Source organism: Amycolatopsis sp. cmx-11-51 (assembly GCF_047608665.1).
In the GTDB taxonomy this organism is placed as follows: Bacteria; Actinomycetota; Actinomycetes; order Mycobacteriales; family Pseudonocardiaceae; genus Amycolatopsis.
In genome coordinates this window covers 1,356,919-1,383,079 of record NZ_JADNQO010000001.1, presented here as the reverse complement: position 1 = coordinate 1,383,079, position 26,161 = coordinate 1,356,919, and the positions used below count along the sequence as shown (strand labels likewise).

The 26,161-nt window shown below is 67.1% G+C and carries 28 protein-coding genes; 16 read left to right on the top strand and 12 right to left on the bottom strand.

Going from position 1 to position 26,161, the window contains the following annotated elements:
* Positions 1 to 7: 7 nt before the first annotated feature.
* The 4 genes from ACM6LU_RS06945 (at position 8) to ACM6LU_RS06930 (ending at position 4,954) form a co-directional block, all read left to right on the top strand.
* Positions 8 to 1,339: a dihydrolipoamide acetyltransferase family protein gene (locus ACM6LU_RS06945; protein WP_414936702.1), complete on the top strand. Its 1,332-nt coding sequence runs from the start codon at positions 8 to 10 to the stop codon at positions 1,337 to 1,339.
* Between the two features lie 157 nt (positions 1,340 to 1,496).
* Complete coding sequence (locus ACM6LU_RS06940; protein WP_414937112.1) at positions 1,497 to 2,072, top strand: TetR/AcrR family transcriptional regulator; 576 nt, start codon at positions 1,497 to 1,499, stop codon at positions 2,070 to 2,072.
* 23 nt (positions 2,073 to 2,095) lie between these two features.
* Positions 2,096 to 4,045 (top strand): ABC transporter ATP-binding protein, encoded by a 1,950-nt coding sequence (locus tag ACM6LU_RS06935; RefSeq protein ID WP_414937111.1) that lies wholly within the window; start codon positions 2,096 to 2,098, stop codon positions 4,043 to 4,045.
* A gap of 426 nt (positions 4,046 to 4,471) precedes the next feature.
* Complete coding sequence (locus ACM6LU_RS06930; RefSeq protein ID WP_414936701.1) at positions 4,472 to 4,954, top strand: FxsA family protein; 483 nt, start codon at positions 4,472 to 4,474, stop codon at positions 4,952 to 4,954.
* Positions 4,955 to 5,070: 116 nt separating this feature from the next.
* Here the strand turns inward: ACM6LU_RS06930 and ACM6LU_RS06925 are convergent, their stop codons facing one another.
* On the bottom strand, positions 5,071 to 5,679 hold the full coding sequence (locus ACM6LU_RS06925; RefSeq protein ID WP_414937110.1) for an SCP2 sterol-binding domain-containing protein: 609 nt from the start codon (positions 5,677 to 5,679) through the stop codon (positions 5,071 to 5,073).
* A gap of 68 nt (positions 5,680 to 5,747) precedes the next feature.
* Complete coding sequence (locus ACM6LU_RS06920) at positions 5,748 to 6,383, bottom strand: SCP2 sterol-binding domain-containing protein (RefSeq protein ID WP_414936700.1); 636 nt, start codon at positions 6,381 to 6,383, stop codon at positions 5,748 to 5,750.
* A 128-nt stretch (positions 6,384 to 6,511) separates the two neighbouring features.
* Here ACM6LU_RS06920 and ACM6LU_RS06915 point away from each other — a divergent pair, with 128 nt between their 5' ends.
* A complete protein-coding gene (locus ACM6LU_RS06915) occupies positions 6,512 to 7,177 on the top strand; it encodes a TetR/AcrR family transcriptional regulator (RefSeq protein ID WP_414936699.1) in 666 nt (221 codons plus the stop codon).
* Here the strand turns inward: ACM6LU_RS06915 and ACM6LU_RS06910 are convergent.
* Together ACM6LU_RS06910 and ACM6LU_RS06905 are read right to left on the bottom strand one after the other, a co-directional pair.
* A complete protein-coding gene (locus tag ACM6LU_RS06910) occupies positions 7,160 to 8,005 on the bottom strand; it encodes a MaoC/PaaZ C-terminal domain-containing protein (protein ID WP_414936698.1) in 846 nt (281 codons plus the stop codon). The two genes, ACM6LU_RS06915 and ACM6LU_RS06910, sit on opposite strands and share 18 nt — an antisense overlap.
* 2 nt (positions 8,006 to 8,007) lie before the next feature.
* Entirely contained in the window at positions 8,008 to 9,342 is a 1,335-nt protein-coding gene (locus ACM6LU_RS06905) for a 3-oxoacyl-ACP reductase (RefSeq protein WP_414936697.1), read from the bottom strand.
* Between the two features lie 92 nt (positions 9,343 to 9,434).
* Here ACM6LU_RS06905 and ACM6LU_RS06900 point away from each other — a divergent pair, with 92 nt between their 5' ends.
* The 4 genes from ACM6LU_RS06900 to ACM6LU_RS06885 all read left to right on the top strand — a co-directional run bounded on the left by ACM6LU_RS06900 (position 9,435) and on the right by ACM6LU_RS06885 (position 13,018).
* Positions 9,435 to 10,724, top strand: coding sequence for an acetyl-CoA C-acetyltransferase (locus tag ACM6LU_RS06900; RefSeq protein ID WP_414936696.1), 1,290 nt, complete (start codon positions 9,435 to 9,437; stop codon positions 10,722 to 10,724).
* Positions 10,725 to 10,794: 70 nt separating this feature from the next.
* Positions 10,795 to 11,748 carry an ATP-binding cassette domain-containing protein gene (locus ACM6LU_RS06895; protein WP_414936695.1) on the top strand — a complete coding sequence of 318 codons (954 nt, stop codon included), beginning with the start codon at positions 10,795 to 10,797 and terminating at the stop codon, positions 11,746 to 11,748.
* Positions 11,745 to 12,548 carry an ABC transporter permease gene (locus ACM6LU_RS06890; protein ID WP_414936694.1) on the top strand — a complete coding sequence of 268 codons (804 nt, stop codon included), beginning with the start codon at positions 11,745 to 11,747 and terminating at the stop codon, positions 12,546 to 12,548. Before ACM6LU_RS06895 ends, ACM6LU_RS06890 begins: the two co-directional genes overlap by 4 nt.
* A 98-nt stretch (positions 12,549 to 12,646) precedes the next feature.
* Complete coding sequence (locus ACM6LU_RS06885) at positions 12,647 to 13,018, top strand: YciI family protein (protein WP_414936693.1); 372 nt, start codon at positions 12,647 to 12,649, stop codon at positions 13,016 to 13,018.
* A 78-nt stretch (positions 13,019 to 13,096) separates the two neighbouring features.
* On the opposite strand, the gene ACM6LU_RS06880 is transcribed toward ACM6LU_RS06885, so the two are convergent.
* Both ACM6LU_RS06880 and ACM6LU_RS06875 read right to left on the bottom strand, forming a co-directional pair.
* The gene (locus ACM6LU_RS06880) at positions 13,097 to 13,603 is read right to left on the bottom strand and encodes a DoxX family membrane protein (RefSeq protein ID WP_414936692.1); all 507 of its coding nucleotides are present in this window, start codon (positions 13,601 to 13,603) and stop codon (positions 13,097 to 13,099) included.
* Between the two features lie 131 nt (positions 13,604 to 13,734).
* The gene (locus ACM6LU_RS06875; RefSeq protein WP_414936691.1) at positions 13,735 to 14,766 is read right to left on the bottom strand and encodes a glycerophosphodiester phosphodiesterase family protein; all 1,032 of its coding nucleotides are present in this window, start codon (positions 14,764 to 14,766) and stop codon (positions 13,735 to 13,737) included.
* Between the two features lie 71 nt (positions 14,767 to 14,837).
* On the opposite strand from ACM6LU_RS06875, the gene ACM6LU_RS06870 reads away from it, so the two are divergent.
* From ACM6LU_RS06870 to ACM6LU_RS06850, 5 genes are all read left to right on the top strand, one after another.
* Positions 14,838 to 15,599, top strand: coding sequence for a MerR family transcriptional regulator (locus tag ACM6LU_RS06870; RefSeq protein ID WP_414936690.1), 762 nt, complete (start codon positions 14,838 to 14,840; stop codon positions 15,597 to 15,599).
* Between the two features lie 112 nt (positions 15,600 to 15,711).
* A complete protein-coding gene (locus ACM6LU_RS06865) occupies positions 15,712 to 16,902 on the top strand; it encodes an AAA family ATPase (protein ID WP_414936689.1) in 1,191 nt (396 codons plus the stop codon).
* A 285-nt stretch (positions 16,903 to 17,187) separates the two neighbouring features.
* Positions 17,188 to 17,337 (top strand): hypothetical protein, encoded by a 150-nt coding sequence (locus tag ACM6LU_RS06860; protein WP_005155873.1) that lies wholly within the window; start codon positions 17,188 to 17,190, stop codon positions 17,335 to 17,337.
* A gap of 234 nt (positions 17,338 to 17,571) precedes the next feature.
* Positions 17,572 to 18,495 (top strand): bifunctional helix-turn-helix transcriptional regulator/GNAT family N-acetyltransferase, encoded by a 924-nt coding sequence (locus ACM6LU_RS06855; RefSeq protein ID WP_414936688.1) that lies wholly within the window; start codon positions 17,572 to 17,574, stop codon positions 18,493 to 18,495.
* Between the two features lies 1 nt (position 18,496).
* On the top strand, positions 18,497 to 18,622 hold the full coding sequence (locus ACM6LU_RS06850) for a hypothetical protein (RefSeq protein WP_414936687.1): 126 nt from the start codon (positions 18,497 to 18,499) through the stop codon (positions 18,620 to 18,622).
* A gap of 3 nt (positions 18,623 to 18,625) precedes the next feature.
* Here the strand turns inward: ACM6LU_RS06850 and mctP are convergent, their stop codons facing one another.
* Both mctP and ACM6LU_RS06840 read right to left on the bottom strand, forming a co-directional pair.
* Positions 18,626 to 20,269, bottom strand: coding sequence for a monocarboxylate uptake permease MctP (mctP, locus tag ACM6LU_RS06845; RefSeq protein ID WP_414936686.1), 1,644 nt, complete (start codon positions 20,267 to 20,269; stop codon positions 18,626 to 18,628).
* Positions 20,266 to 20,544, bottom strand: coding sequence for a DUF3311 domain-containing protein (locus tag ACM6LU_RS06840; protein WP_414936685.1), 279 nt, complete (start codon positions 20,542 to 20,544; stop codon positions 20,266 to 20,268). The genes mctP and ACM6LU_RS06840 overlap by 4 nt, the downstream gene beginning before the upstream one ends.
* Positions 20,545 to 20,739: 195 nt before the next feature.
* On the opposite strand from ACM6LU_RS06840, the gene ACM6LU_RS06835 reads away from it, so the two are divergent.
* Both ACM6LU_RS06835 and ACM6LU_RS06830 read left to right on the top strand, forming a co-directional pair.
* Positions 20,740 to 22,356 carry an alpha/beta hydrolase gene (locus ACM6LU_RS06835; protein ID WP_414936684.1) on the top strand — a complete coding sequence of 539 codons (1,617 nt, stop codon included), beginning with the start codon at positions 20,740 to 20,742 and terminating at the stop codon, positions 22,354 to 22,356.
* A 154-nt stretch (positions 22,357 to 22,510) separates the two neighbouring features.
* A complete protein-coding gene (locus tag ACM6LU_RS06830) occupies positions 22,511 to 22,786 on the top strand; it encodes a helix-turn-helix domain-containing protein (protein WP_414936683.1) in 276 nt (91 codons plus the stop codon).
* On the opposite strand, the gene ACM6LU_RS06825 is transcribed toward ACM6LU_RS06830, so the two are convergent.
* From ACM6LU_RS06825 to ACM6LU_RS06810, 4 genes are all read right to left on the bottom strand, one after another.
* A complete protein-coding gene (locus ACM6LU_RS06825) occupies positions 22,783 to 23,358 on the bottom strand; it encodes an EndoU domain-containing protein (protein WP_414936682.1) in 576 nt (191 codons plus the stop codon). The two genes, ACM6LU_RS06830 and ACM6LU_RS06825, sit on opposite strands and share 4 nt — an antisense overlap.
* A gap of 76 nt (positions 23,359 to 23,434) precedes the next feature.
* Positions 23,435 to 24,682 carry a DUF6297 family protein gene (locus tag ACM6LU_RS06820; protein ID WP_414936681.1) on the bottom strand — a complete coding sequence of 416 codons (1,248 nt, stop codon included), beginning with the start codon at positions 24,680 to 24,682 and terminating at the stop codon, positions 23,435 to 23,437.
* Positions 24,676 to 25,281, bottom strand: a complete 606-nt coding sequence (locus tag ACM6LU_RS06815; protein WP_414936680.1) for an ABC transporter ATP-binding protein — start codon at positions 25,279 to 25,281, stop codon at positions 24,676 to 24,678. The genes ACM6LU_RS06820 and ACM6LU_RS06815 overlap by 7 nt, the downstream gene beginning before the upstream one ends.
* The gene (locus ACM6LU_RS06810) at positions 25,278 to 26,150 is read right to left on the bottom strand and encodes a TIGR03621 family F420-dependent LLM class oxidoreductase (protein ID WP_414936679.1); all 873 of its coding nucleotides are present in this window, start codon (positions 26,148 to 26,150) and stop codon (positions 25,278 to 25,280) included. Before ACM6LU_RS06810 ends, ACM6LU_RS06815 begins: the two co-directional genes overlap by 4 nt.
* Between the last annotated feature and the right edge of the window lie 11 nt (positions 26,151 to 26,161).

Genomic DNA, 26,161 nt, shown 5'->3' with positions numbered 1-26,161 from the left:
TCCTGAAATGCCCGAGTACAAACACTTTCCCCTCGCCGACACGGCCGAGGGGCTGACCGAAGCCGACATCATCGCCTGGCAGGTCAAACCGGGTGACACCGTGACGGTGAACCAGATCGTGGTCGAGGTCGAGACCGCGAAGGCCGCCGTCGAACTGCCCATCCCGTGGGCGGGTGTGGTCACCGAACTGCTCGTCGAACCGGGTCAGACGGTGGAGGTCGGCGCGCCGATCCTCACCATCGACGTCGACCCCGGTGGCAAGGCGGCTCCTTCCGCCCCGGCACCCGCCGCCGCGAAGGAAGAGGAACCGGCCGAGGAGGAGATGAAGCCGCTGGTCGGCTACGGCTCCAAGGCCGTCGTCACGCAGCGCCGGGCACGGAAGGGCGCGGCACCCGCCGCTCCCGACCCTGCCCCAGCCGCTGCTGTGGCCGTCGCCCCTTCGAAGCCGAAGGGCGGGTACGTGCCGCTGGCGAAGCCGCCGGTGCGCAAACTCGCCAAGGACCTCGGCGTCGACCTGCACGCGCTCACCGGCACCGCGAACGGCGGTGTCATCACCCGTGACGACGTGCACGCCGCCGCCAACGGTTCCGCCGCGCCCACCGCCACCCCCTCCGTTGTGGACAGTGGCTACGACCCCGCGACCCGCGAACGCCGGGTGCCGATCAAGGGTGTCCGCAAGGCCACCGCGGCCGCGATGGTGCGGAGCGCCTACACCGCCCCGCACGTCACGGAGTTCCTCACCATCGACGTCACGCCGATGATGGAGTTCCGGGAGAAGCTCAAGAAGTCGCGTGAGTTCGCCGGGGTCAAGGTCACCCCGCTGACCTTCGCGGCGAAGGCCGTGTGCCTGGCGGCCAAGCGCACTCCGGACATCAACGCGGTGTGGGACGAAGCGGCGCAAGAGATCGTCTTCAAGGACTACGTGCACCTCGGGATCGCCGCGGCCACCCCGCGCGGACTCGTCGTGCCGAAGGTCCGTGACGCGGATTCTCTCTCACTGAAGGACCTCGCGGCCGCGATCTCCGAGCTGACCGATGTCGCCCGTCAAGGCAAGACCACACCGGCGGCGATGCTCCACGGCACCTTCACGATCAGCAACATCGGCGTCTTCGGCATCGACACCGGTACCCCGATCATCAACCCTGGCGAGTCCGCCATCCTCGCGCTCGGTGCGATCAAGGACACCCCATGGGTGGTCGACGGAGAGATCAAGGTGCGCAAGGTCCTCCAGCTTTCGCTGAGCTTCGACCACCGCGTGGTCGACGGGCAGCAGGGTTCGGAGTTCCTGGCCGACGTCGGCGCGCTGCTGGCCGACCCCGCGGTTGCGATCACTTACTGACCCAAGTATGTGAAGGCCCCTTGCTTGCGCCAAGCGCAAGCAAGGGGCCTTCACATACTTCTGGGCCCTTGCGCCGCTTAATCACTTGACGGAGTGAGCGCTCACTCCGCAGACTGGAAGCATGACAGAAACCACCTCACGGCGAAGAGCGCCGGGGATGAGTGCCGACGAGAGGCGCCGGATGATCGTCCAGTCCGTGCTGCCCCTGCTGGTGGAGCACGGCGCCGGCGTCACGTCGGCCCAGATTGCCCGCGCCGCCGGCATCGGCGAGGGCACGGTCTTCCGCGTGTTCAAGGACAAGGACGAACTCTTCGCCACCTGCTTCGCCGAAGCACTGAAACCCGACCAGGTGCTCGACGCGATCGCGGTCATCGACCTCGATCAACCCCTCGACGAGAGGCTCATCGAAGCGGCAGGCGCACTCAGCGCGCACCTCCAGCGGATGGGTGCGCTGATGGCCGCCATGCACGGCACCGGCGGGCGACTCGAACACCGCCACGGCCCCGACGGCCGGGGGGACCGCCGGAAGGAATCGATGAGCGCGATGCGCGACGCCATGGTCGAACTGTTCGAACCGGAGAAGGACCGGCTCCGCCTGCCCGCGGCGCAATCCGCGGCGCTCTTCCTGTCACTGCTGTTCAGCGGCCGGATCCGGTTCGGCGAGACCGGTGACGAACCCACCACGATGGAACTCGTCGACGTGTTCCTCAACGGCGCCTTGGGGACCGTGTGATCGGCCCGCCCGGCGGGGGCGGGATGGAGATGCTGCTGGCGCGGGGTGGCAGGCGACGCCGTCCGCCGTCGACGGTGCCCGACAGCGGGCTGACCGGTCCGGTCGACATCCCGGAGCCCGCACCCGAAGCCGGCCCGAAAGACCTGAAGTCCCGGCTCGGCCGCATGTGGGTCAACGTCTCGGGCACGTTCCGCGGCCTGCCCAAGGTCACGAAGCTGACCTGGCAGGCGAGCCCGTTCCTGACCATCATGATCACCTTGGTGACGCTGCTTTCCGGGCTGCTGCCCACGGCGACCGCGTACATCGCGAAGCTGCTGATCGATTCGGTGGTCGCGGCGATCCAGGGGCACGGGACCAAGAGCGCGATCGTCGGCGTCGCGCTGTTCCAGTTCGGTGTCCTCGTGCTCACCGCGCTCTCGCAGGCGCTGACCACCTATGGCCAGACCCTGCTGCAGGAACGGATGACGCTGACCATCCGCCACCAGGTGATGGACCACGCGAGCAAGCTGCATCTGTCGTACTTCGAGGGCTCCGCGTCCTACGACATGTTGCGTCAGGCCGCGCAGGAGGCACCGACCCGGCCGCTTTCGATGATGAACTCGGCGCTGGGCCTTGTCCGGACGGCGATCACGTTCGGCAGCATGGTCGCGCTGCTCGTCTCGATCAGCCCGCTGCTGGCGCTCGTCGCGCTCGTGGCGCCGATCCCCGCGTTCATCTCGCAGTCGAAGTACGGTGCCCGCGCGTTCTGGCTGACGCTGATGATGTCCCCGCTGAAACGGCGCATGGACTATCTGTCCTCTTTGGTCACCACGGACACCTATGCCAAGGAGACCAAGCTCTTCGGTCTCGGCCCGTACTTCGTCGACCGGTTCCAGCGGCTCGGCCAGGTCTCCTACGACCGCCAGCGGAAACTGACCCGCAAGCGCAGTGTCAGTTCGACGTCATGGGGTCTGCTGAGCACCGCCGCCGGATCCGCGATCGCGCTGTACATCGCACTGGAGGCCGTCGGCGGCAGGCTCACCCTCGGCGATCTAGCGCTGTACACGGCCGCCGCGGCTTCGGTGCAGACGTCGGTCCAGGGCCTGTTCACCGCGTTTTCCGGAATGTACGAGAACAATCTCTACCTCGACACGCTGTATCGCTTCCTCGGCACGAAACCGGAGATCGTCGCGCCGCCGGAACCCCGCGCCCTTCCATCCACTGTGGAAGGACACATCGAGTTCGAGGAAGTGTCCTTCACCTACCCCGGCGCACCAGAACCCGCGCTCGACGGCGTGAGCTTCGAGATCCTGCCTGGCGAAACGGTCGCCGTCGTCGGCCGCAACGGCGCCGGGAAGTCGACGCTGTTCAAACTGCTGTGCCGGCTGTACGACCCGACGGGCGGCCGGATCCTGCTCGACAGTGTCGACATCCGCGAATACGACCCGGTGGAACTGCGGAAACGGGTCAGCGCGATGTTCCAGGACTACGTGACCTACCAGGGCACCGCGTCCGAGAACATCGGACTCGGCGATCTGACGCACCTCGTCGACCGCGAGCGCATCGAGAAGTCCGCCAAACGAGCCGGGGCCGACGAGCGGATCGAGCGCCTGCCCAGCGGGTACGACAGTCCGCTCGGCCGCTGGTTCGACCAGGGTGTCAGCCTTTCCGGCGGCGAGTGGCAGAAGATCGCGCTGGCGAGGGCGTTCCTGCGGGAAGCGCCGATCCTGATCCTCGACGAACCGACGTCCGCCCTGGACGCCCAGGCGGAGCATGATCTCTTCTCGCGACTGAGGGAGCTTTCGGAGGGACGCACGACGCTGTACATCTCGCACCGGTTCTCCACCGTCCGGCAGGCGGAGCGGATTCTGTTGCTCGAGCACGGAAAGGTCGCCGAATACGGCACGCACGACGAGCTGATGGCGGCGAAGGCGGGCTATGCCGACCTGTTCACCTTGCAGGCCGCCGCCTATCTCGACGAGGCCGTCAGCTGACCTTCGACCGGATCGGGGTCGAGGGCGAAACTCACGCCCTCAACCTTGCTCCGGCGCAGTAAAAAGCACCAGCCCATACTCTCCTTTGAAAGTGGGGGCGACGATGGGCGACTTCGTATCGCGAGAAGGTGAAGCCCGCCCGCCAGTCGGTGAACTCGCCGAACAGGAGCCGTTTTGCGAACCGCGTCACCGGCCCCCGGAAGATAACCCCTTCATAGCTCACGGCGACTCGCTGCTTGCGCAGGCTCACCACGAGCAGCACGACACCGCCCAGACCGGCGACGACGGTGAGTTCAGCGTCCGCTTGCCGCCGCCGCGGTCATCCCACCGAGTACACGAGGGTCTCCATGCCTTAGCCAAGTCCACCCGACCGACCACCGTATCGGGGGTTGGGAGCAAAACGGGCAAGCCGTACGTTGTCCAAGTATGGCTGTCGCGTTCCTGCTCTATGTCGTCGCCGAGATCGCCGCCGTGTGGGCGGTGGGCTCGGCCGTTGGCGTGCTCGGCACGATCGCCCTGCTCTTCGCCGGTGCGTTCATCGGGTCGTGGCTCGCGCGCCGCGAAGGCGGGCGCGCTTTCCGGGCGTTCGCCGAGTCCGCGCGCCTCGGCCGACCGGCCGACGCGGAGAAGGAACTCACCGACGGGATGCTGATCGCCCTCGGCGGTCTGCTGATCCTGCTGCCCGGTTTCGTGAGCGACGTCTTCGGACTGCTGCTCATCCTGCCGCCGACGCGGAGTGTCGCGCGCAAGGTCTGGCAGAAGCGGATGCAGCGCCGGGCGGTCAAGTACGCCAACCACGCGCGTGGACCGGTGATGGTGGTGGACAGCGAGGTCGTCATGGACACGCCTCCCGCCGAAGCCGCCAAGAAGCAACCGCCGGTGATCGAAGGCCGCATCGTCGAGGGCTGAGTCCCCTCAGCTTCGCCACTACGCTGCTAGCGGCGAAGCTGGGCTGAAGGGGACTTTCCCCGCATCCCAAGCCACGAAAGCGTCCTTCACCGCATCGCATGCGGTGAAGGGCCCCTTCAGGTCGCGTTCGGCTTCGGGATGTCGAAATAGCCGCTGAACCGGACGGCAGGCGCGTACTCGCCCTTCACCTTCACCTTGCCGGTCACGAACATCGCCGCCACGGCCGCGTTGCCGGTGGCCATCCGGATGAAGTCGTCGACGGACAGCGTGATGGTGGTGTCCGGCGAGCGCGCGAGATCAATGCTGGAAACGCAGACACCGTCTTCGATGACTGTTTGAAACCGATCGAAACCGTCTTCTCCGTCACCTTCGGTAAAACGCCATGCGACGACGAACACGACATGCCGCGCGCGTTCGGGAACGAAATGGTCCGACATTCTGCGGAAAATCTCGTCGAGGAACGCCGAACGCAGTTCCGGGTGATCGGAGATCGCCTTGAGCTGCTCCCGTGACGCCCGCTGAACGATGTCGACCAGCACCTCGGTCTCCAGTGAGCTCAACTCGATACCCGCGCCGGCTTCGCCCAGCATATGCAGGGTTTCCAGCACCTGCACGAACTGCTCGGGGCTCAGTTTGGCGAGCTCCAGCTTCTCCGCGAAGGCGTTGACGACGTGCTCACCGCCGGTGCGCGTCTTGTGCAGCCGTAACGGGCGGGAAAAGCGCACCTTGTCCCGCCTGCGCCGGTTCGGAGAATTTCGGGGCACGGCACGGAAGTGTATCTGCTCGGCCGGGCTCAGGAAGGCTTCGGAAGGTCGAAGAAACCGATCAGGCCCGCCGCGAAGGCCAGGTCACCTTTTACTTTGATCTTTCCGGTGACGAATAGCACAGCGGGTGTCGCCTGATGGGTGATGAGCCGGAAGAAATCGACGGGCGCGATCGTGATCGTCACCCTCGGCTTCTCCTTCATGTCCCGGCCGACCGTGCACTCACCGTGGGAAATCACCGTCTCGTAGCGGTCGTACCCGCCTTCGCCGATGCCGCCGGAAAGCCGCCAGTGGACGACGGCGTGCAGGGTCTTCGCCCGGTCCTGCCGGATGTGGGCACCCATGCGGTCGAAGATCTCCCGCAGCACGCGTTCCCGGAGCGGCCGCTCGGCGACGACGCTCTCCAGTTGCGTGCGCGAGGCGCGGGCGACGAGGTTCGCGAACCGGGCAGGGTCGACCTTGCGGAGGTCGAACGCGGGCGCGGACTCCGCGAGCCGCCCGAGCGCGGCCAGCAGCCGCCGGACGTCGTCCTTGCCGAGATCCTTCGGGTCGATGGCACCCGCGACCTCGTTGACGTCGAGAGCGTGCGCCTCGGCCGAATCCGGCTCGATCCGGTCCAGCGCGTCGACCAGCGCGCGGCCGGTCAGCCCCACGATCTCGGTCATCTTTCCCTCCAGCTCCACCTACCAAGACGTAAGGCTACCCGCCAGTAGGTAGGTGGGCAAGCGTGCCGAAATCACCCTTGCCGGAGGTAGCCCGGTAGCGTCTCACGCGAACTAAGGGGAGGTCCTGAGTGTCCGAGGAAGTACCGCGTCCCGCCGAACGCGCCAAAAGGCTGCCGAGAGCGGTGCGGGAACGCCAGATCCTGGACGCAGCGGTCTCGGTGTTCTCGCGCTACGGCTATCACTCCGCGTCGATGGACGAGATCTCCGAGGTCGCCGGCGTGTCCAAGCCGATGATCTACACCTACCTCGGGTCCAAGGAAGACCTTTTCGGCGCGTGCATCCGCCGCGAGGCCACTCGCCTGCTCGAGGCGGTGCAGGACGGCATCAAGCCCGATCTGCCACCCGACATGCAGCTTTGGCACGGGCTTCGCGCGTTCTACCGGTTCGTCGCCGACTACCGCGAGTCCTGGACGGTGCTGCACCGCCAGGCCATGACCGTCGGCGGCGCCTTCGCCGCGGAGATCACCGCCATGCGCACCCGCGCGATCGAACTGGTCGCCGCGCTGGTCGTCTCCGCCGGCACCCGCAAGGGCCTCGGCGAGCAGGCCGAGTTCTCCGGCGCCGGGCTGTCCGCCGCGCTGGTCGGGGCGGCCGAGTCGCTGGCCGACTGGGCGCTCGACCACCCCGATGTCTCCGACGGCGTACTCGCCTCGTGGCTGATGAACCTCGTCTGGCTCGGGTTCAACGACCTCGTCGAGGGCGATGTCTGGAAGCCGTCAGAGAGCGACGACTGATCCCTCCAAGTGCGGCTTCGGCTTGCGCGCGTTCCAGAGTTCGAAGGCCCAGCCACCGCCTTCACTCCAGGTGGTGAGCGCCGCCTTCGCAGGCAACAGCACCGGCTGCTTGAACTTGACGTCGACCGTGAACGCCTCCGGCAGCCTGCCTTCGAACGCCGCCAGCGCGTGCGCCTTGGTCCACATGCCGTGCGCGATGGCCGACGGGAATCCGAACGCCTTCGCGGTGATCGGGTGCAGGTGGATCGGGTTGCGGTCGCCGGAGACCTCGGCGTAGCGGCGTCCGATGTCGCCGGGCACCTGCCAGATCGCGTTGGGCGACGGCTGTGAGAGCTGGCCGCGCGAGGTCTTCTCGCCGCTGCCGCCACCACGGCGCAGGTAGGTGCTGACGTCCGTCCATACAGGACTGTCGCCGACGAGCAACTCGCTGATCACGTCGAACTGCTTGCCCTTCTCGTGCGGCCGCAGATCTTCGGCGCGCACACGCAGGGTGAACGACTCTTCGAGCCGCAGCGGGCGGTGCTGGGTGATCCGGTTCTCGACGTGCACCATGCCCAGCAACGGGAACGGGAAGTCGGGCTCGGTCATCAGCGCCATCTGCAGCGGGAACGCCAGGATGTGCGGATACGTCGCGGGCAGGACGTCGTCCAGCCGGAAACCGCACACCTGGTTGTACGCGGCGAGGTGCGCCGGGTCGACGACGACGCCCTGGCGGACGAACTCGGTCCCCGGCAGCGTGCTCCCGCCGCTCTTGCGCAGCGAACCGAGCAACGCCTTGGGGTACAGCGAAGACAGGCTCGGCGAATCGCGAAGTTCCTTGACCGCCATGATCACGCCCCCAGCAGTGCCTGGCCGCAGACGCGGACCACGTTGCCGTTGACCGCGGCCGACGCCGGGTTCGCGTACCAGGCGATGGCCTCGGCGACGTCGACCGGGAGCCCGCCCTGGCCGAGGCTGGACAGCCGGCGCCCCGCCTCGCGGATGAACAGCGGCACCGCGGCGGTCATCTTGGTCTCGATGAAGCCCGGCGCGACGGCGTTGATCGTGCCGCCGTACTCCGCGAGCTTCGGCGCGCCGACGTTCACCATGCCGATGACGCCCGCCTTGCTGGTGGCGTAGTTGGTCTGGCCGACGTTGCCCGCGATCCCGGCGATCGAGGAGACGCCGACGATCCGGCCGTTCTCGTGGAGCACCTTGCCGGACAGGAGCTTCTCGTTCACCGCGAGCTGCGACGCGAGGTTGACCGCGATGACCGAGTCCCAGCCGCCTTCGGTCATGTTGCCCAGCGTCTTGTCGCGCGTGATGCCGGCGTTGTGCACGACGATGTCGACGCCGCCGTGCCGGGTGGTCAGGTACTCGGCCAGCTTCTCCGGCGCGTCGGCGGCGGTGATGTCCAGCTGCAGCGCCGAGCCGCGGACCTTGTTGGCCACCTTGGACAGGTCCGCGCCCTGCGCGGGGATGTCGAGTGCGACGACGTGGGCGCCGTCGCGGCCCAGTACCTCGGCGATGGCGGCACCGATACCGCGAGAAGCACCGGTGACCAGCGCGACCTTGCCCTCCAAGGGCTTGGCCCAGTCGGCCGGGGCCGACGCGGTCTTGGTCTCCGTGCCGACGCGGATGACTTGGGCGTCGACGAAGGCGGACTTAGACGACAGCAGGAATCGGAGCGTGGACTCGGTGGCCTCTTCGGCCCCTTCGGCGACGTACACGAGCTGAGCGGTCGCGCCGCGCTTCAGTTCCTTAGCGACGGAGCGAACGAAGCCTTCGAGCGCGCGCTGGGCGATCCGCTCGTGTCCTTCGGCCAGCTCCGGCGGCGTTCCGAGGACGACGACGCGGCCCGACGAACCGACGCTGCGGATCACGGGGTGGAAGAAGGAGTAGACCTCACGAAGCTGCTTCGGGTCCTTCACGCCTGTCGCGTCGAAGACGAGCGCGGCGTGCTTGTCGGCCGCTGTCGAGATGACGTCGATGCCGGCGCGGTGCAGCTGCGCCTCGATCACCTTTGCGAGGCGGCCGCCCGGCGCGGCGCCGAGAAGTGCGAGACCTTCAAGGGCAGGCTGACCGGGCTTGTACCGGCGAAGCGTCGCGGGGTTCGGCAGGCCGAGCTTCGGCACCACGAACTTCCCCACCGGGGATTTCGTGAACTGCTGGTACCTGTCAGCCATTACGTGCCTCCCGTGCAGTTTGCATCACGTCGTATTCTAACCTACTCGCTAGTAGGTTACAGTGTGAGAGAGCCTACGGAGGAGTGGAAAAAATGGCCACGAAAAGGACGGCACCCGTGCGCAAGGTCGCGATCATCGGCGGCAACCGGATCCCCTTCGCCCGCTCGAACGGTCCGTACGCGAAAGCGTCGAACCAGGACATGTTCACGGCCGCCCTCGACGGCCTGGTCAGCCGCTTCTCCCTGCAGGACGAGGTGATCGGCGAGGTCGCCGCCGGAGCGGTGCTCAAGCACGCCCGTGACTTCAACCTGGCCCGCGAAAGCGTGCTCGGCAGCAAGCTGAACCCCGCCACTCCGGCGTCCGACGTGCAGATGGCCTGCGGTACCGGCCTGCAGGCGATCGTCAACGTCGCCAACAAGATCGCCCTCGGCCAGATCGACTCGGCCATCGCGGGCGGCGTCGACACCACGTCCGACGCGCCGCTGGCGGTCAACGACGACCTGCGCCAGATCCTCGTGCAGCTCAACGCCGCGAAGACGCTTCCCGAACGGCTCAAGCTCGCCGCGAAGCTGCGTCCCGGCCACATCGTCCCCGAGATCCCGCGCAACTCCGAGCCGCGCACCGGCCTGTCCATGGGCGAGCACGCCGCGCTGACCGCGAAGGTCTGGGAGATCACGCGTGAGGCGCAGGACGAGCTCGCCGCGACCAGCCACCAGCGTCTCGGCGCCGCCTACGACAACGGCTTCTTCGACGACCTGGTGACCCCGTTCCTCAAGCTCGCCCGCGACCAGAACCTGCGCCCGGGCTCCAGCGTCGAGAAGCTCGCGAAGCTGAAGCCCGCGTTCGGCGGCGCCGACGGCACGATGACCGCGGGCAACTCGACGCCGCTGTCCGACGGCGCGTCGACCGTCCTGCTCGCGACCGAGCAGTGGGCGAGGGCCAGGAAGCTGCCGGTGCTGGCGTATCTGACGTTCTCGCAGACCGCGGCCGTCGACTACGTCCATGGTGACGAAGGCCTTTTGATGGCGCCCGCGTACGCCGTCCCGCGGATGCTCGACCGCGCCGGACTCACCTTGCAGGACTTCGACTTCTACGAGATCCACGAGGCCTTCGCCTCGCAGGTGCTCGCCACCCTCAAGGCGTGGGAGGACCCGGCGTTCGCCAAGGAGAAGCTCGGCCTCGACGAGCCGCTCGGCTCCATCGATCGAGCGAAGCTGAACGTCAACGGCTCGTCGCTGGCGGCCGGGCACCCGTTCGCCGCGACCGGCGGCCGTATCGTCGCCACCCTCGCGAAACTGTTGAACGAGAAGGGGTCCGGCCGCGGACTCATCTCGATCTGCGCGGCGGGCGGCCAGGGCATCACCGCGATCCTCGAAAAGTAATCCGTTCGCCTGGAGCGGATCGGCGGAAAAACCCGGTGCCTTTGTCGGTGCCGGGGTCTAGTTTGTCCGCATGTTCGCAGTTCAAGCGAAAGCGCTGGTCAAAACCTACGGGGCCACCAAGGCGCTCGACGGGGTCGATCTGTCGATCCCGACGGGCAAGGTGCTGGGCCTGCTGGGGCCGAACGGCGCCGGAAAGACGACGACGGTCCGAATCCTGACCACACTGCTTCGCCCGGATTCGGGCGAAGCGGAGGTGGCCGGGCATGACGTGCTGGCCCAGCCCGACGCCGTCCGGCGGTCGATCGGGTTGTCAGGCCAGTACGCCGCAGTGGACGAGAACCTCACCGGGTTCGAGAACCTGTACATGGTCGGCAGGTTGTACGGGAGCAAGAAAGCCGCGGCGAAGTCCAGGGCGCGCGAACTGCTCGCGCGGTTCCGGCTGGAGGACGCGGCGGACCGCCCCGCCAAGACGTACTCCGGCGGTATGCGGCGACGGCTCGACCTCGCGGGGGCGCTGGTCGCCGAGCCGACCGTGGTGATCCTCGACGAACCGACCACCGGGCTCGATCCACGCGGCCGGATCGACACCTGGGAGGTCATCAAGGAACTGGTCGCCGACGGCACCACGGTCCTGCTGACCACGCAGTACCTGGAGGAGGCCGACCAGCTCGCCGACTCGATCGTGGTGATCGACAAGGGAAAGGTCATCGCGCGCGGCACGGCCGACGAACTCAAGCAGGAGATCGGCGGCGAACGGCTGGAACTGGTCGTCGCGAACACGGGCGACCTCGCCATGACGACACAGGTGCTGACCGAAGTCGGTTCGGGGACACCGTCGGTCGACGAGCACACCCGCAAGGTCGACGTCCTGGTCGAGGGCGGGCCGAAGGCGCTGATCGAGGCGCTGCGGCGGCTGGACGCGCACGGTGTCGCCGTCTTGGACGTCGCGCTGCACCGGCCGACGCTCGACGACGTCTTCCTTTCGCTGACAGGACACGCCACGGACGAGGGGGAAAAGAAGTGAGCACGGTCGCCAAGGCCTTTTCCGACGGTGGCGTGATCACCTGGCGGAACCTGAAGAACGTCCAGCGCAACCCGGACTGGCTGATGGCGGCGACGCTGCAGCCGATCATGTTCGTGCTGCTGTTCGCGTACGTCTTCGGCGACGCGATCGGCGGGGAAGCGGGTGGGCTCGCCTACCGCGAGTTCCTGATCGCCGGCATCTTCGCGCAGACGGTCGCGTTCAACTCGGCGTTCACCGTGATCGGGTTCGCGAACGACCTGCAGAAGGGCATCATCGACAGGTTCCGTTCACTGCCGATCTCCCGCCTCGCGGTGATCTTCGGCCGGACGACGTCCGACCTGGTGATCAGCGTGGTCGCGCTGATCGTCATGTCGCTGTGCGGGCTGCTGGTCGGCTGGCGGATCCGCGGCAGCTTCCTCGACGCGGTGCTCGGCTACCTGGTGATGCTGATGTTCGCCTGGGCGCTGTCCTGGGTCGGCGCGTGGATCGGGCTCGTCGCGCGCAGTGTCGAGGTGGCGCAGAGCGCCGGGCTGATGTGGATGTTCCCGCTGAGCTTCATCTCGACGGCGTTCGTCCCGGCGGACAAGCTGCCGGGCGTGCTGAAGGCGATCGCCGACTGGAACCCGTTCACCGCGGTGATCAACTCGGCGCGTGACCTGTTCGGCAACCGCTTCGGCGCGGCACCGACGGGCTGGCCCGCCGAGAACGCGTCGCTGTACGCGATTCTGTGCTGCATCGCCATCATCGCGATCTTCGCGCCGCTGGCGACGGCCCAGTACAAGAAGGTCGCGAGCCGCTAGAAAACTTCAAGGCGGAAATGTCGAACCGCCGTCGAGCCGCTCGACGCGCTGGTGAAGGCGGGGTAGACAAGGCCCCGTCAAGACACTGAGGAGCAGCGATGCGGTTTCTGATGATGCACCGGCTGGACGAGAACGCCCCGGAAGCCTGGAACCCCAGCAAAGAGTTCGTCGAGCAGATGGGCGCCTTCATCGAGGACTCGTTCAAGAAGGGCATCCTGATCACGGCGGAGGGCGTGCACCCTTCCGAGCGGGGCGCGCGGGTCCGCAAGGGGCGCGGCGGCAAGATCACCGCGACCGACGGCCCGTTCACCGAGGCCAAGGAGGTCATCGGCGGCTTCGCGCTGATCAACGCCGAAGACCTGGCCGAGGCCGTCGCTTTCGCGGAGACCTACGCGGCCCTGTTCGACGAGATCGAGGTCGAGGTCCGGACGGTGGTCGAGGCAGAGGACATCGCCGCCTTCACCGAGTGAGCCCACGGGCCCGAGAGTGTCAGGAAGGTCCGTTCACAACAAATCCTGTTATGAACGGACCTTTCCTAACGTCCGGGGCTACTTGGTGATGGCCTTCTCGGCGCGCTTCGCGAGCTTTTCGGCGTGCTTCTCCGTCTTGGACGCGGCCCGGCGGGCACGCCAGCCGAGCGACGGCTTGCCGGCGGTGTCGGCGGCGGCCAGCAGAAGACCACCGGCGAGGCCGGCGTTCTTGATGAACTGGATCTGCTGCTGCTGGCGCTCGGCCGGCTCCTTGATCTCCCAGAACCGGTGCGTGGCCAGCGTGGTCGGGACCAGACTGCCGAGCAGCAGCAGCGAGGCCAGCCGGGGCGCCTTGCCTGCGGCGAGCGCGACACCGGCACCGACCTTCACCGCCGCGTCGATGCGGACCAGAGTGGCGGGGTCGCGCGGCACCGCTTCCGGCACCAAGCCCTCCAGCTTGTCGAAAGACCCGGTGAGGAACGGCTCCGCGGCCTTCGCGTGGCCCTGGGTGTCCCTCAGCGCACCGATCCCGCCGGAGATGAAGATCGCGGCGAGGAGCGGACGTGCGACGCGGCGGAGAATCACGGTCGTTGCCTTTCTTGATCGAACCCGGGGAAAGCAAACCTATCCCCAGACTTCCCGTCCGAAGGGGAGCCGAACCGCGCTAACGGAGTATCTTCGAATATTTCTCTCAAGCTAGAAAGCCATAGATTCCGCTAGCGGGCCGGATACGCCCGCGGCAACTTGAAGCCGCGGTCGGCCGCGACCTCCCGCAGTCGGTCCGGATAGTCGGTGATGATGCCGTCGACACCGTCGTCGATGAGTTTGTGCATGGTGGCGGGGTCGTTGATCGTCCAGGGCACGACCTTGATCCCGGCGCGGTGCGCCTCGCGGACCAGTGCCTTCGTCGTGAACGGCCGGTAGTCGGGGTCGCCGATCTTGCCGCCCTGCGGGTTGCCGTGCACCGGCGAGAGCGCGCTCGCGCCGAACGACTTCACCGCGCGGACGGGGCTGCCACCGAAATCGTCGATGTCGAGCCCGCCGAGCCACGGCGACTTGCCCGGCTGCCCGACCTGGAGGAACTCCGGCTGGGTCAGCGCGACCGCCGGGATCCACGGCGCTACCTTGCGCAGCAGCATCAGCGAGCCCCAGTCGAAGCTCTGGATCGTGACGTTGTGCGCGAACCCGGAGAACAGGATCTCGCGCACCGCCCGGTGGACGAACCGCTCGCGCGGCGCCGTCTCCTGCGGAGCGGCGGCCTCGACCTTGGTCTCGATGTTGAACTTGATCCCCCACGCGCGGTGGTCACGGGCGAGCTGGAACAACTCGGCGAGCGTCGGCATCTTGGCGCCGGGGGACAAGGTCTGACCGGGGTGCGCGGGCTGCCGGATCGACCCGCAGTCCAGCGTGCGGACCTGCGCGAACGTCAGATCCTTCACGTACTTCCCGACGTACGGGTACGCCGGGTCGCCGGGCGTCGCGGGCGCGGTGTCGCGGCACTTCGCGGATGTCGTCTTGCGGTCGTGGGTGATCACCTCGCGACCGTCCCTGGTGATCTGGATGTCGAGTTCGAGTGTGGTCACCCCCAGCTCCATCGCCTTGCCGAACGACGCGAGTGTGCTCTCGACAGTGAGGCCGAGCCCGCCGCGATGGGCCTGGACGTCGAAGGTGCGACGCGGATGCGCGTCGGCGACCCCGGCCGTGGTCAGGGTCAGCGCAGCGGCGATGACCAGCGCGAATGTCTTCATGAATGAACCATGCCACCGTCGGATGAACTTCGATTGACTTTGACGCAACGTCAACCTCTACCTTCGTGGACATGCCGATCGAGAAGGAGTGGTCGATCCAGGACATCGCCCGCTCGGCCGGGACCACGAGCCGCACGCTGCGCCACTACGGCGACATCGGGCTGCTCGAACCGAGCCGGGTGGGGAACAACGGATACCGCTACTACGACCAGGACGCGCTGGTGCGGCTGCAACGGATCCTGCTGCTTCGCGAACTCGGGCTGAGCCTGCCCGCAATCAGCGAGGTGCTCGAAGGGGAGCAGGACACGACGGCGGCGCTACGCACGCACCTGAAGTGGCTGGAGCAGGAGCGACAGCGGCTCGGACGGCAGATCGAATCGGTCAGGACGACCTTGAAGAAGACAGAGAGAGGTGAACAGCTGATGGCAGCGGAAGTGTTCGACGGCTTCGACCACACGAAATACGAGAAGGAGGTCACCGAACGCTGGGGTGCCGACGCCTACAAGCAGGGTGATCGGTGGTGGAAGTCGCTGAGCGCCGAGGACAAGAAGGCGCACCAGCAGGAACAGAAGGACATCGCGGTAGCCTTCGGGGAGGCTCACACCAAGGGCCTGCCCGCCGACGGTGACGAGGCTCAGGCGATCACGCGGCGGCTGCACGAGTGGCTTCGGCCGGCCGTGCGTACCGTCTCGAAGAGCTACTTCGCCGGTCTCGGACAGCTTTACGTCGACGACCCGCGCTATGGGCAATACGACGAGAAGCACGGCTCGGGTACCGCGGAGTACATCCGTGACGCGATGAAGTTCTACGCCGAGCGCAACCTGAGTGACTGAGAACGAGCGACGGGGCTGCAGACCCGTCCACTCGGAGTAACCCGCCGCGACACGCCTACCCCTCTATGGCGGAATATCGGACCCACGCTAGAAACGCCGATAGCGTGCGAGAGTGGATCCCATCCGCAACCCCTTCGCGCCGGGCGCCGGTCAACGACCGCCCGAGCTGGCCGGTCGCATGCGTGAGCTCCAAGCCTTCGAGGTCGTCCTCGAACGGGTCGCGCGCGGGAGACCGGAGCGCAGCCTGATGCTGACCGGCCTGCGTGGCGTGGGGAAGACCGTGCTGCTGGGCGAGCTGCGTTCCAAGGCGATCAAGCACGGCTGGGGCGCGGGCAAGATCGAAGCCCGCCCCGACATCGAACTCCGGCGACCGCTTTCGGCCGCGTTGCACCGTGCGATCCGCGACCTCGCCGTGCGCCACCGGGCGCCGGACCGGGTCGAGCAGGTGCTCGGCGTGCTCAAGGCGTTCGCGCTACGCGCAAACAAACCGGACGCCAAGCTCCGCGATCGCTGGCAGCCCGGTATCGACGTGCCCGCCGCACAGGGCCGGGCCGATTCCGGAGACATCGAGATCGACCTGGTCGAGCTGTTCACCGAGGTCGCCGAACTGGCCGCGGACGTCGGCACCGGCGTCGCGCTGCTGATCGACGAGATCCAGGACCTGCTGCCCGAGGATGTCTCCGCGCTCTGCGCCGCCTGCCACGAACTCTCGCAGTCCGGAGCGCCGTTGGTCGTGGTCGGCGCTGGTCTCCCGCACGTGCCTGCCGTGCTTTCGGCGTCGAAGTCGTACTCGGAGCGCCTCTTCCGCTACGCGCGCATCGACAGGCTGGAGCGCGAAGACGCCGATCTCGCGGTGATGGCGCCCATCGAACGCGAGGACGCGGGGATCGAACCTGAAGCGTTGGACGCGTTGTTCGACGCGTCCGGCGGTTACCCGTACTTCATCCAGGCGTACGGCAAGGCCGCCTGGGACGCCGCCCCGGCCGATCCGATCACGGTGAAGGACGTCCAGGTCGCGGCCCCGGAGGCCGAATCGGAACTGGCGGTCGGCTTCTTCGGCTCCCGCTACGAGCGCGCGACGCCTGCCGAACGCGAGTACCTGCTCGCGATGGCCGAGCTGACGCAGGGCCGCGACGAGGCTGCAGGCACCGCCGATGTTGCCGTTTACCTGGGGCGGAAGCCTTCGTCTCTGTCTCCGGCGCGGGACAGCCTGATGAAGAAGGGCCTCGTGTACTCGGCCGAGCGCGGGCACATCGCGTTCACCGTTCCGCACTTCGGCCACTACCTGCTCGGCCGGGACTAGTGCTCTCTGGGGCTTTATAGCGTGGCCGCTAGAAAGCGGTAGAGACCCCTACCACCGGTTTCGTCGTGTCTTCTTCCGCTAAATCCCGCGAACGCCAGAGGCACTTTGCGTTATCAAGATGTGACCGGTGCCACCAAATCTCTCCGGATTTTCCCTCTGGTTACCGACGATTCATCGGCAGGTGTGCCAAGTCACCGGATAATCGTTGGATTCCTTGTGAAAAAGAGTGCATACTAGAGACACAGCCACCAAGACTCAAGACCCTCAAGGGGATGACTCAAACCGATGAACAACATCGCCGCCAAGCTCCGTGCCCGTCGCGCCGAGGCTCGCACTCGCCGGGCCCTGAACCGGGCGATCGACACCGCGGCCACCGCGACCGTTCGTCAGGAACTCATCGCTATCTCCCAGGCGCACCACACGCACATGCGCTGACCTGACAACAACCGTTGTAGATGTCGTCCATTCGAGTGACCTACGACACATGATGTGCGAGGTGTAACGACGCGGAACGCCGCGTCGATACCCATTACGACCCCGTGATGCTGGCGGACCCCCGACCTGGCAGCATCACGGGGTTTCCATCTGTCCGGATCCGGAAAAGTTCTTGCCTTCACCAGTTCGTGGAGTAATCTTTGACTTCGTCAACGAATCAGTTGGGGTGGTCAAATGAATGTTCCACCGGACCGGGTGGCGACCGTCCGGGCCTTCAACCGCCTGTACACCGGCGTGATCGGCATCCTCGACGAAGGACCGGCCGACTCCGAGTACTCCCTGAGCGAAGCCAGGGTCATCTTCGAACTCGCGCAACAGGACCCGACCCAGGTCACCGACCTGCGCAAACGTCTCGACCTCGACGCTGGCTACGCGAGCAGGCTGCTCGGCAGGCTCGAAGACCGCGGCCTCCTCACGCGCGAGCGCAGCGACGAAGACGCCCGGCGCCAGGTCATCCGGCTCACCGAGACCGGCCGGAACGCGTTCGACGTCCTCGACGCGCGATCGGTGGACCGGATCGGCTCACTGCTCGGCCGGTTCGCCGACGACGAGCAGCAGCGCCTGCTCGGGGCGATGGACACGATCACGTCGCTGGTCGGCGAGCGTGCTCCGGACCCCACGCTGGTCCTTCGCCCACCACGACCGGGTGACTTCGGCTGGGTGGTCCAACGGCACGGCGCCCTCCACTCCCGCGAGTACGGCTGGGACGAACGGTTCGAAGCCCTCGTCGCCCGCGTCGTCGCGGACTACGTCGACAAACGCGGCGAGCCCCGCCAAGCCGGTTGGATCGCCGAACTCGACGGGGAGCGCGTCGGCAGCGTCTTCTGTATGCCCGCCGAAGACGGCACCACCGCAAAACTGCGGATGCTGTTCCTCGAACCGGCCGCACGAGGACGCGGTGTCGGGAAACGCCTGGTCGCCGAGTGCGTCGAGTTCGCCAGGGCGTCCGGCTACCGGGCGATGGAGCTCTGGACGGTCTCGCTGCTGGTCGCGGCGAGGGCGATCTACCGGAAGGCCGGCTTCGAGCTGGTGAGCGAAGAGACGATCCCCGGCTTCGGCTACGAACTGACCGGGCAGACCTGGCGGTTGGAGCTGTGAAGTGTTCGCCGCTGCCGGGACACACTTCGTCTGGCACCTGCTGAACGGTCTCGTCCTCTATCTGGTGGCGACCGCGACGACGAAAAGGGCCGCGTCCCGGCAGGACGCGGCCCCTTCGCTCACCTGAGATCTAGTGGACGCCGATTTCGCGGAGATCCTTGTCGTGTTCGTCGGCGTGGTAGTCCTCGGCCGCGGTGTCGTCCGTGCCGTTGAAGACCTTCATCTGCCGCGCGACCACCGTGAAGATCACCGCGACCAGCAGATTCGCCGCCAGTGCCACGAACCCGACGTAGATCTGCAGCTGCGAGCCACCGAACGGGTGCCAGCCGAAGATCGACAGCTTGTCCAGCGCCAGCGCCGAACCACCGAAATGGGCTTTGCCGCTCGCCGCGTTCGGGATGTCGTAGAGCATGATCAGGCCCCACCCGATGCCGACGATCCAGCCCGCGATCAGGCCCCAGCGATGGAACCAGCGCGTGTACAGCGAGATCGCCACCGCCGGCAGCGTCTGCAGGATCAGCACCCCGCCGATGAGCTGCAGGTCGATCGAGAACTGCGGATCGATGAACAGGATGAACGCCACCGCGCCGAACTTCACGATCAGCGAAGCGAGCTTGGCCTGCTTCGCCTCCTGGCCCGGCGTCGCGTTCTTCTTGATGTACTCCTTGTAGATGTTGCGGGTCCACAGGTTGGCCGCCGCGATCGACATGATCGCCGCGGGCACCAGCGCGCCGATACCGATCGCCGCGAACGCGATACCCGCGAACCACGACGAGAACTGCGAGTCGAACAGCACCGGGACGACGGTGTTCGTGTCGGGTTTACCGGTGGCGTTGTTGGTGATCGGGGAGACGGAGGCACTGATCGCCACGTAACCGAGCAGCGCCAGCAGGCCGAGGACCAGCGAGTACGCCGGAAGCGCGACCATGTTCCGCTTGATCACGCTGCGGCCGCGCGAGGCGAGCACGCTGGTGAGCGAGTGCGGGTAAAGGAACAGCGCGAGCGCCGAACCGAGCGCCAGCGTGGCGTACTGCAGCTGGTTGTTGGCGTTGAGCAGGATGCCGTCCGACGGCGAAGGCGTCTTGTCGAACTTCGCGTCGGCCGCGTCGAAGATCGCCGACCAGCCGCCGAGCTTCGAGGGCAGGTAGATGATCGCCACGATGATCACGAGGTAGATCAAGATGTCCTTGACGAAAGCGATCAGCGCGGGCGCGCGCAGGCCGGACTGGTAGGTGTAGACCGCCAGGATGATGAAGGCGACCAGCAGCGGCAGGTGCCCGACGATGCCGGAGCCGTTGATGCCCATGGTCCGCAGCACCGCTTCGAGGCCGACGAGTTGCAGCGCGATGTACGGCATCGTCGCGATGATCCCGGTGATCGCGATCAGCAGCGCGAGTGTCGGCGAACCGAACCGGCCGCGGACGAAGTCGGCGGGCGTCACGTAGCCGCGAACGCGGGAGACCGACCACATGCGCAGCGCGGGCATCAGCACGATCGGATAGACGACGATCGTGTACGGCAGCGCGAACATGCCCATCGCGCCGGCACTGAACATCAGCGCGGGCACGGCCACGAAGGTATAGGCCGTGTAGAGGTCACCGCCGAGCAGGAACCAGGTGATCCACGACCCGAACTTGCGGCCGCCGAGGCCCCATTCGTCCAGATGGTCGAGGGTGTTGCCCGCCTTCCAGCGGGACGCGACGAAGCCGAGGACCGTGACCACCGCGAAGAGGACCGTGAAGATGATCAGCTCCGGCCACTGGATGTTGCTCACTTGACGTCCCCCTCGTCGAGTTCGTCCACGGACAGCCGGTCGGGACGGTCACTGGTCGGCCTGTCCCTGGTCATCGCGTAGACGATCCCGGTGCACAGAACGCCGACGGCGACGAACACGAATTGGAACCAGTAGAAGAACGGCATCCCGAACAACCGAGGGCCGTCCGTGTTGAACAAGGACGTGATCAGCACCAGCAACGGGATGATCAGCAGGAGGTTCCAGGGGCTGAACTGGAAACCCCGCACCTTCCCGTCTGCCTTACCTGACGCCATCGGACCTCACCTAACACTCCCGAAACCGGCGGATTGACCCGATGACCCTAGTCGATCCATGCCCCGGCCCCCGATATCGATTTGATCCGCGACGCCTCATACGACGAAGGACGGTTGCCGTCCCGCGCCCCGCCGGATATCAATAGCCGCAAGTCGCGAACAAGATTTTCGCACGCAAGATCAAAGGGGCATCGGATGAAGAAACTCCGCTATGCGGTGGTGATCCCGGCAGTCGCCGGCACCATGCTGGCCGGGTTCACTCCTGCGTTCGCAGGACCGGAGGCGGCCAAGCAGCCGCCTCTGAACTCCACCAACATTCCGGCGCAGTACGCGAGCCAGAAGCTGGACTGGCACAAGTGCACGGCGAACGAACTGCCGTCCGCACCGCCTCCGGGGGCCGAGAACATCGAGTGCGCGACCTACCGCGCACCGCGTAACTGGTACAAGTCGAACGAGAACATCGACCTGACGATCGCCGTCAGCCGCCTCGCCGCCACCAGCGGCAAAGCGACGGCCAGCGTCATCACGAACCCGGGTGGCCCCGGCGCTCCGGGCCGCAACTTCCCGGCCCGTCTGCGCAACCAGACGAAGCTGCGCGCGAACCAGGAGATCATCGGTCTCGACCCGCGCGGCACCGGCAAGAGCACCAACATCACCTGCGGAAACGCGATCGGCACCGGCTCCGACCTCGACCCGCACGACCGCAGCCGGGCGAACCTCAACCTGATCCTGGACGCCACCAAGTACGCGGCGAACTCCTGCCAGGTGAAGTCCGGCGAGCTGGGCCCGCTCATCAACACCGCCCAGACCATCCGCGACATCGACCTGCTGCGCGTCCTCCTTGGCCGCGACAAGATCAACTGGGTCGGTTACTCGGCGGGCACCTGGATGGGCGCGCACTACGCGCAGCAGTTCCCCACCCGCACCGGCAAGTTCCTGCTCGACTCGTCGACCGAGTTCACCACCACCTGGCAGAACTCGTTCGACGGACAGCCGCTCGGCTTCGAGCGCCGCTGGCGTCAGGACTTTTTGCCGTGGATCGGCAAGTACAACAAGGTCTACAACTTCGGCAAGAACGGTGAGGCCGCTCGCCAGAGCTACGAGAAGGTCCGTTTCGCGCTGACGCAGAACCCCGTCGAGGTGGACGGCGTCCCGGTTTCGGCCAACGCCCTCGACTCGACCATCGCGTCGTACCTCTACTCGAAGCGTAACTTCCCGGCGCTGGCCGACTACCTGGTCAACCTGAAGACGCTGACCGAGGGCACCGGCACCCAGCAGCAGAAGGCCTCGGCCGCGCAGAAGGTCAAGGCGGAGACCGTGGACGGCGACGGCGTCATCGGCCCGCAGCCGCTGTTCGTCCCCACCGACGGCGACTCCTACAACGCCAGCTTCTGGACGATCCCCTGCAACGAGGGCCCGTGGACCGGCAATCGGCAGAGCGTCATCCGTCAGTCGCAGAAGCTGATCGACCGCGATCTGCCGCTGCTCGGCGCCGGCTGGCTGATCCAGCCGTGCATCTTCTGGAAGAACAAGCCGGTCGACCTGCCGAAGCTCGACGGCCGCGGCGTCCCGCCGGTGCTGATCGTCCAGTCGGTGCACGACCCGGCGACCCCGATCGAAGGTGCGACCCGTGCGCACCGCGCGTTCGCCAACTCGCGGATGATCACCGTGACCGGCGAGGGTGACCACGGCATCTACGCCGGCGGCAACGCGGGTGTGGACAAGGTCGTGGAGGACTTCCTCGTCGACGGCAAGGTGCCGAACGACCAGAGCCTCCCCGGCCTCCCACTTCCGGTGCCCGCGGGCGGCTGAAGCCACTAGGGATTACCTGTGCACAGAGTTGCCCACAGGCTGTGGGTAACTCGGACCGCTAGTACATGAAGGCCCCCTTCCTTGCGCCTGGTTACCGGAAGGGGGCCTTCGTGTACTTGCCTGGCCGCGCACGACCGGTATTAGTATCGGGTCCATGGTGCGAGTGCCGTTGACGAACGAGGAACGCGAACGTGGCGAGCGGCTGGGGCTGGCGCTCCGAGACGCCCGCGCGTCGGCGTCGCGGAGCATGGTCGAGGTCGCCGCGGAGGCCGGGATCTCGGTGGAGACGCTCCGCAAGATCGAGACCGGCCGGATCCCGACACCCGCCTTCTTCACGGTGGCGGCGATCGCGGACGCCGTCGGGCTGCCGCTGGACGCGCTTCGGGCCGCCACTGAGGACAGCTCCGTAGAGGTCGCCGAAGCGAGTTAAGGACGCAGGGTGGCCAGGGTGTGGGCCCGGTCGTTCAGGTAGAGGAAGCCGTCGATCGGCAGGTCGAAGCTGTTCAGCAGGCTTTCCAGGGTGGCGAACTCGTCCACAGTGAGCCGCAGGTTCTCGTTCACCGCGTGCGCGATGAGGACGTCGGCCAGTTCCTCCCACTCACCCGACCAGTGCAGGGTGCGATAAAAGGCCAGGATGTCCGGCGCGATGCGGTCGGCGATCTGGTCGAGCAGGCTCTCGCCGAAGAAGCTGATGCGGCCCGCGGCGAGGTCGGCGACGGTCGGGTTCGCCGGGTCGGCCGCGGTATCGGGATTGCGGACCACGCCGGGGCCCGCCACCGGATAGCCGGTTCTGACGTTGCCGTTGTCCTCGACCAGCACGATCACGTGGACGCCGTACCGCTCACCCGCGCAGCGCCACCGACCGTTGAACTGTCTGCGGCGGGGTTCGCTCGGATCGTTCGCGATGTCCTTGACGACCGCGATGATCTGCTCGTCGGTCCAGCCCGCGGGGAACTCGCTGGTTGCCCGCCGCCCCTTACCCGGTGCGTGCCCGCCGCCCACTCGTGCTCCTTTCGTCGCATCGAGGGTAACCCGCGTTCGGAGTATTCGAATGATCCGAAAGCGGGATCGGGTGACTTCAGGCGAGCGTGGACAGCAGCACGGATCCGACGACCAGCACGTCGACGCCTCGCAAGGCCTGTACCCCGGCGGCCCCACCGCTGACGTCGTAGTCCATCGGCGGCCGGGTCGCCGTCCGCAGCGCGGCGGCGACGGCGAGCGGGACCGCGAGCCACACCGGCCAGCCCGGGGTCACCCCGAGGGTCAGCGTCACCAGGCCGAGCAATACCCCCCACCCGAGACCGAGCACGGCGGTCACCAGGCCGTTGACCAGCCGCAACTCCCAGTCGGACGCGCCGAGCCACCGCCTGCGGCCGGGGTTGCGCCACAGTTCGCCGAGCCCGCCGACGAACGGCACGAGCGCCGCGTACGCGCCGAGAGCGAACAGCGGTGCCACCGGGACGGCCGGGAACGCCAGGTGCCCGACCCCGACCAGGCACGCGATCACCGCACTCGCCGCCGCGTAGCGCGACCGGCCGAGCACCCCGGCCCACGCGAGCCGCAGCGTCGTCGGCCGCCGCAGCGACAGCCACGGCACCGGCCGCGATTCCGGGATCAGCAGCATCGGATCCATGAAGACCGCGGCCATCGCCCGCAGGAGCCGCGCGTTCCAGCCGTCGACGAGTTCCTGGCGCCCCACACCGGCCACCGGCTCGCCGCCGAAGGCCACCGCCACCGCCACGACGAACAGCGCACCGGCCAGCACCTCGACCGCCATCGGGCCGAGCCCGGCGGTCGCGACCGCCAGACCGGCCATCGCGAGCACGACCGGCGCCGCCGTCTCCCCGCGGATCGCCGTCCGGCGAGCGGTGACGGCGGCCAGGATCGCCCCGAAGGCGGTCAGCGCCGACATCGCGATCCACACGTCCCTCGACCCGCCGCCGATCGCGGTGACGAGCGCGCCGGTGTAGCCGACCACCACGACCAGCCCGAGCCAAAGCGTCCACATCCGCTTCACCACGACGCGGCGCCTGTCGATGCCGGCGAAGTCCACCCACGTCAGCGTCGCCGGTTCGGCCCAGACGAAGCCGCGGCGCAACAGGGCGCGCCAGAAGATCGCGCACAGCACGATCAACAGACCGAACACCGCCGAGAAGTCCACAACGGACTGTCCGAAAAGGAGCGATCGCAGCTTCGGAAGGTTTTCGAAAGCCGTGAACAGCACGCCGAAACCGAACAGTGCCAGAAAAGTCTGGTAGTCCCCGTTGAGCAGCCCGCCGAATCGCTGACGCCCCGGGACGTGCGTGGGGGCTTTCGTGCTCACCACAACTCGAGGGTCGAGTCGGCCGCTTCGAGCAGCGGAGGATGGTGCGTGGCCACGACGACCGCGGCCCCGGCCTTGGTCGAACGCGCGATCAACGACGTCAGCCATTCCTTCCCGGCGACGTCGAGCGCCCGTTCGGGTTCGTCGAGCAGCAGGACGTCGTGCGGCCGCGCCGTCGCGCCGAGGAGCAGCAGGCGGCGGCGCTGCCCGGCGGAGAACTTGCCCGCGGTGACCTTGGCCCGCTCGGAAAGACCCGCGTCCGCCAGCAGCGCGTCGAAATCGCCGAGATCGGCTCCGAACGAGCCCTCCAGCAGTTCGAGATGCTGGAGGGGAGTCAGTTCGGCGAAGAAATCGGAATCGTCGAACAGGACGGAGACCTTGCGGCGGAAGGAGAGGTTCCGCTCGTCGGGTTTCACACCAGCGACGACGACCCGGCCCCGCTGCGGCGTCTGCGTTCCGTAGAGGCACCTCAGCAGGGTCGATTTCCCGACCCCGTTCGGGCCGAAGATCACCGCGCATTCACCCGCTTCGACCTCGAAATCGAGGCCGTCGAACAAACTGTTTTCCCCGGCCTGGACGCCGAGCCCGCGTACGTCGATCATCGGCCGCGCAACAACTCGATCACCGGTGCGAGCGCGGCCATGTTGTGCTCCAGCACGGTGAAATAGGTGAAGCCGAACCGCTCGCGATGCGCCAGGATCTGTTCGGCGATCTGTTCGTGGGTACCGACCAGAGCTGTCGGCAGTTCGGCGAGCTGGTCGACGGAGAGCGCGCCCTCCAGCAGTTCGCCGAGATCTTCCAGACCCGTCCGCCGGTCTTCGACCACGGAGACGAAATGCGGGAGGATATTGAATTCGGCTTCGCGGCCGTTCAGTTTTCCGCGGACGAAGGTCACCCGTTCTTCGATTCCGGCGGCGTCGTCGGGAACGAGAGCGCCGCCGTCGGGAACGGCTGCCGTGCCGGGGAACCCGATGATGTCGGCGTGTTCGGCGGCGAGGGTCAGCAGCCTGTCGCCGCGGCCGGCGATCATCAGCGGCGGGCCCGGTTTCTGCACGGCCCGCGGTTTGTGGTTTTCGTCCGCGTAGAGCCGTTTGAGCTCTTTGATGGTGTGCTCGAGGTGGTCGACGCGCTTTCCGGCGCGGGGGAACTCCATACCCGCCGCTCCGAATTCGGCTTTCACATAACCGGCCCCCAGGCCGAGTTCCAGCCTGCCCTCGGTGAACCGGTCCGTGCCGGTCACGTCACGGGCGAGCAGCACCGGGTTGTAGAAAGCGGTGTTGATGACGAAGGTGTTGAGCCGCACGCGGTTCGTCACCTCGGCGGCGAGCACGAGCGCCGGGAAGGGCGGTGCCATCCCGAGGTGGTCGGCCGCGCCGATGACGTCGAAACCGAGGTCCTCGGCCTTGCGGCACTTGTCGACCCACGCCCCACGCGTCTCCGGGACGACCATGTTGACGCCGAATTTGACCATGCGGCCACGGT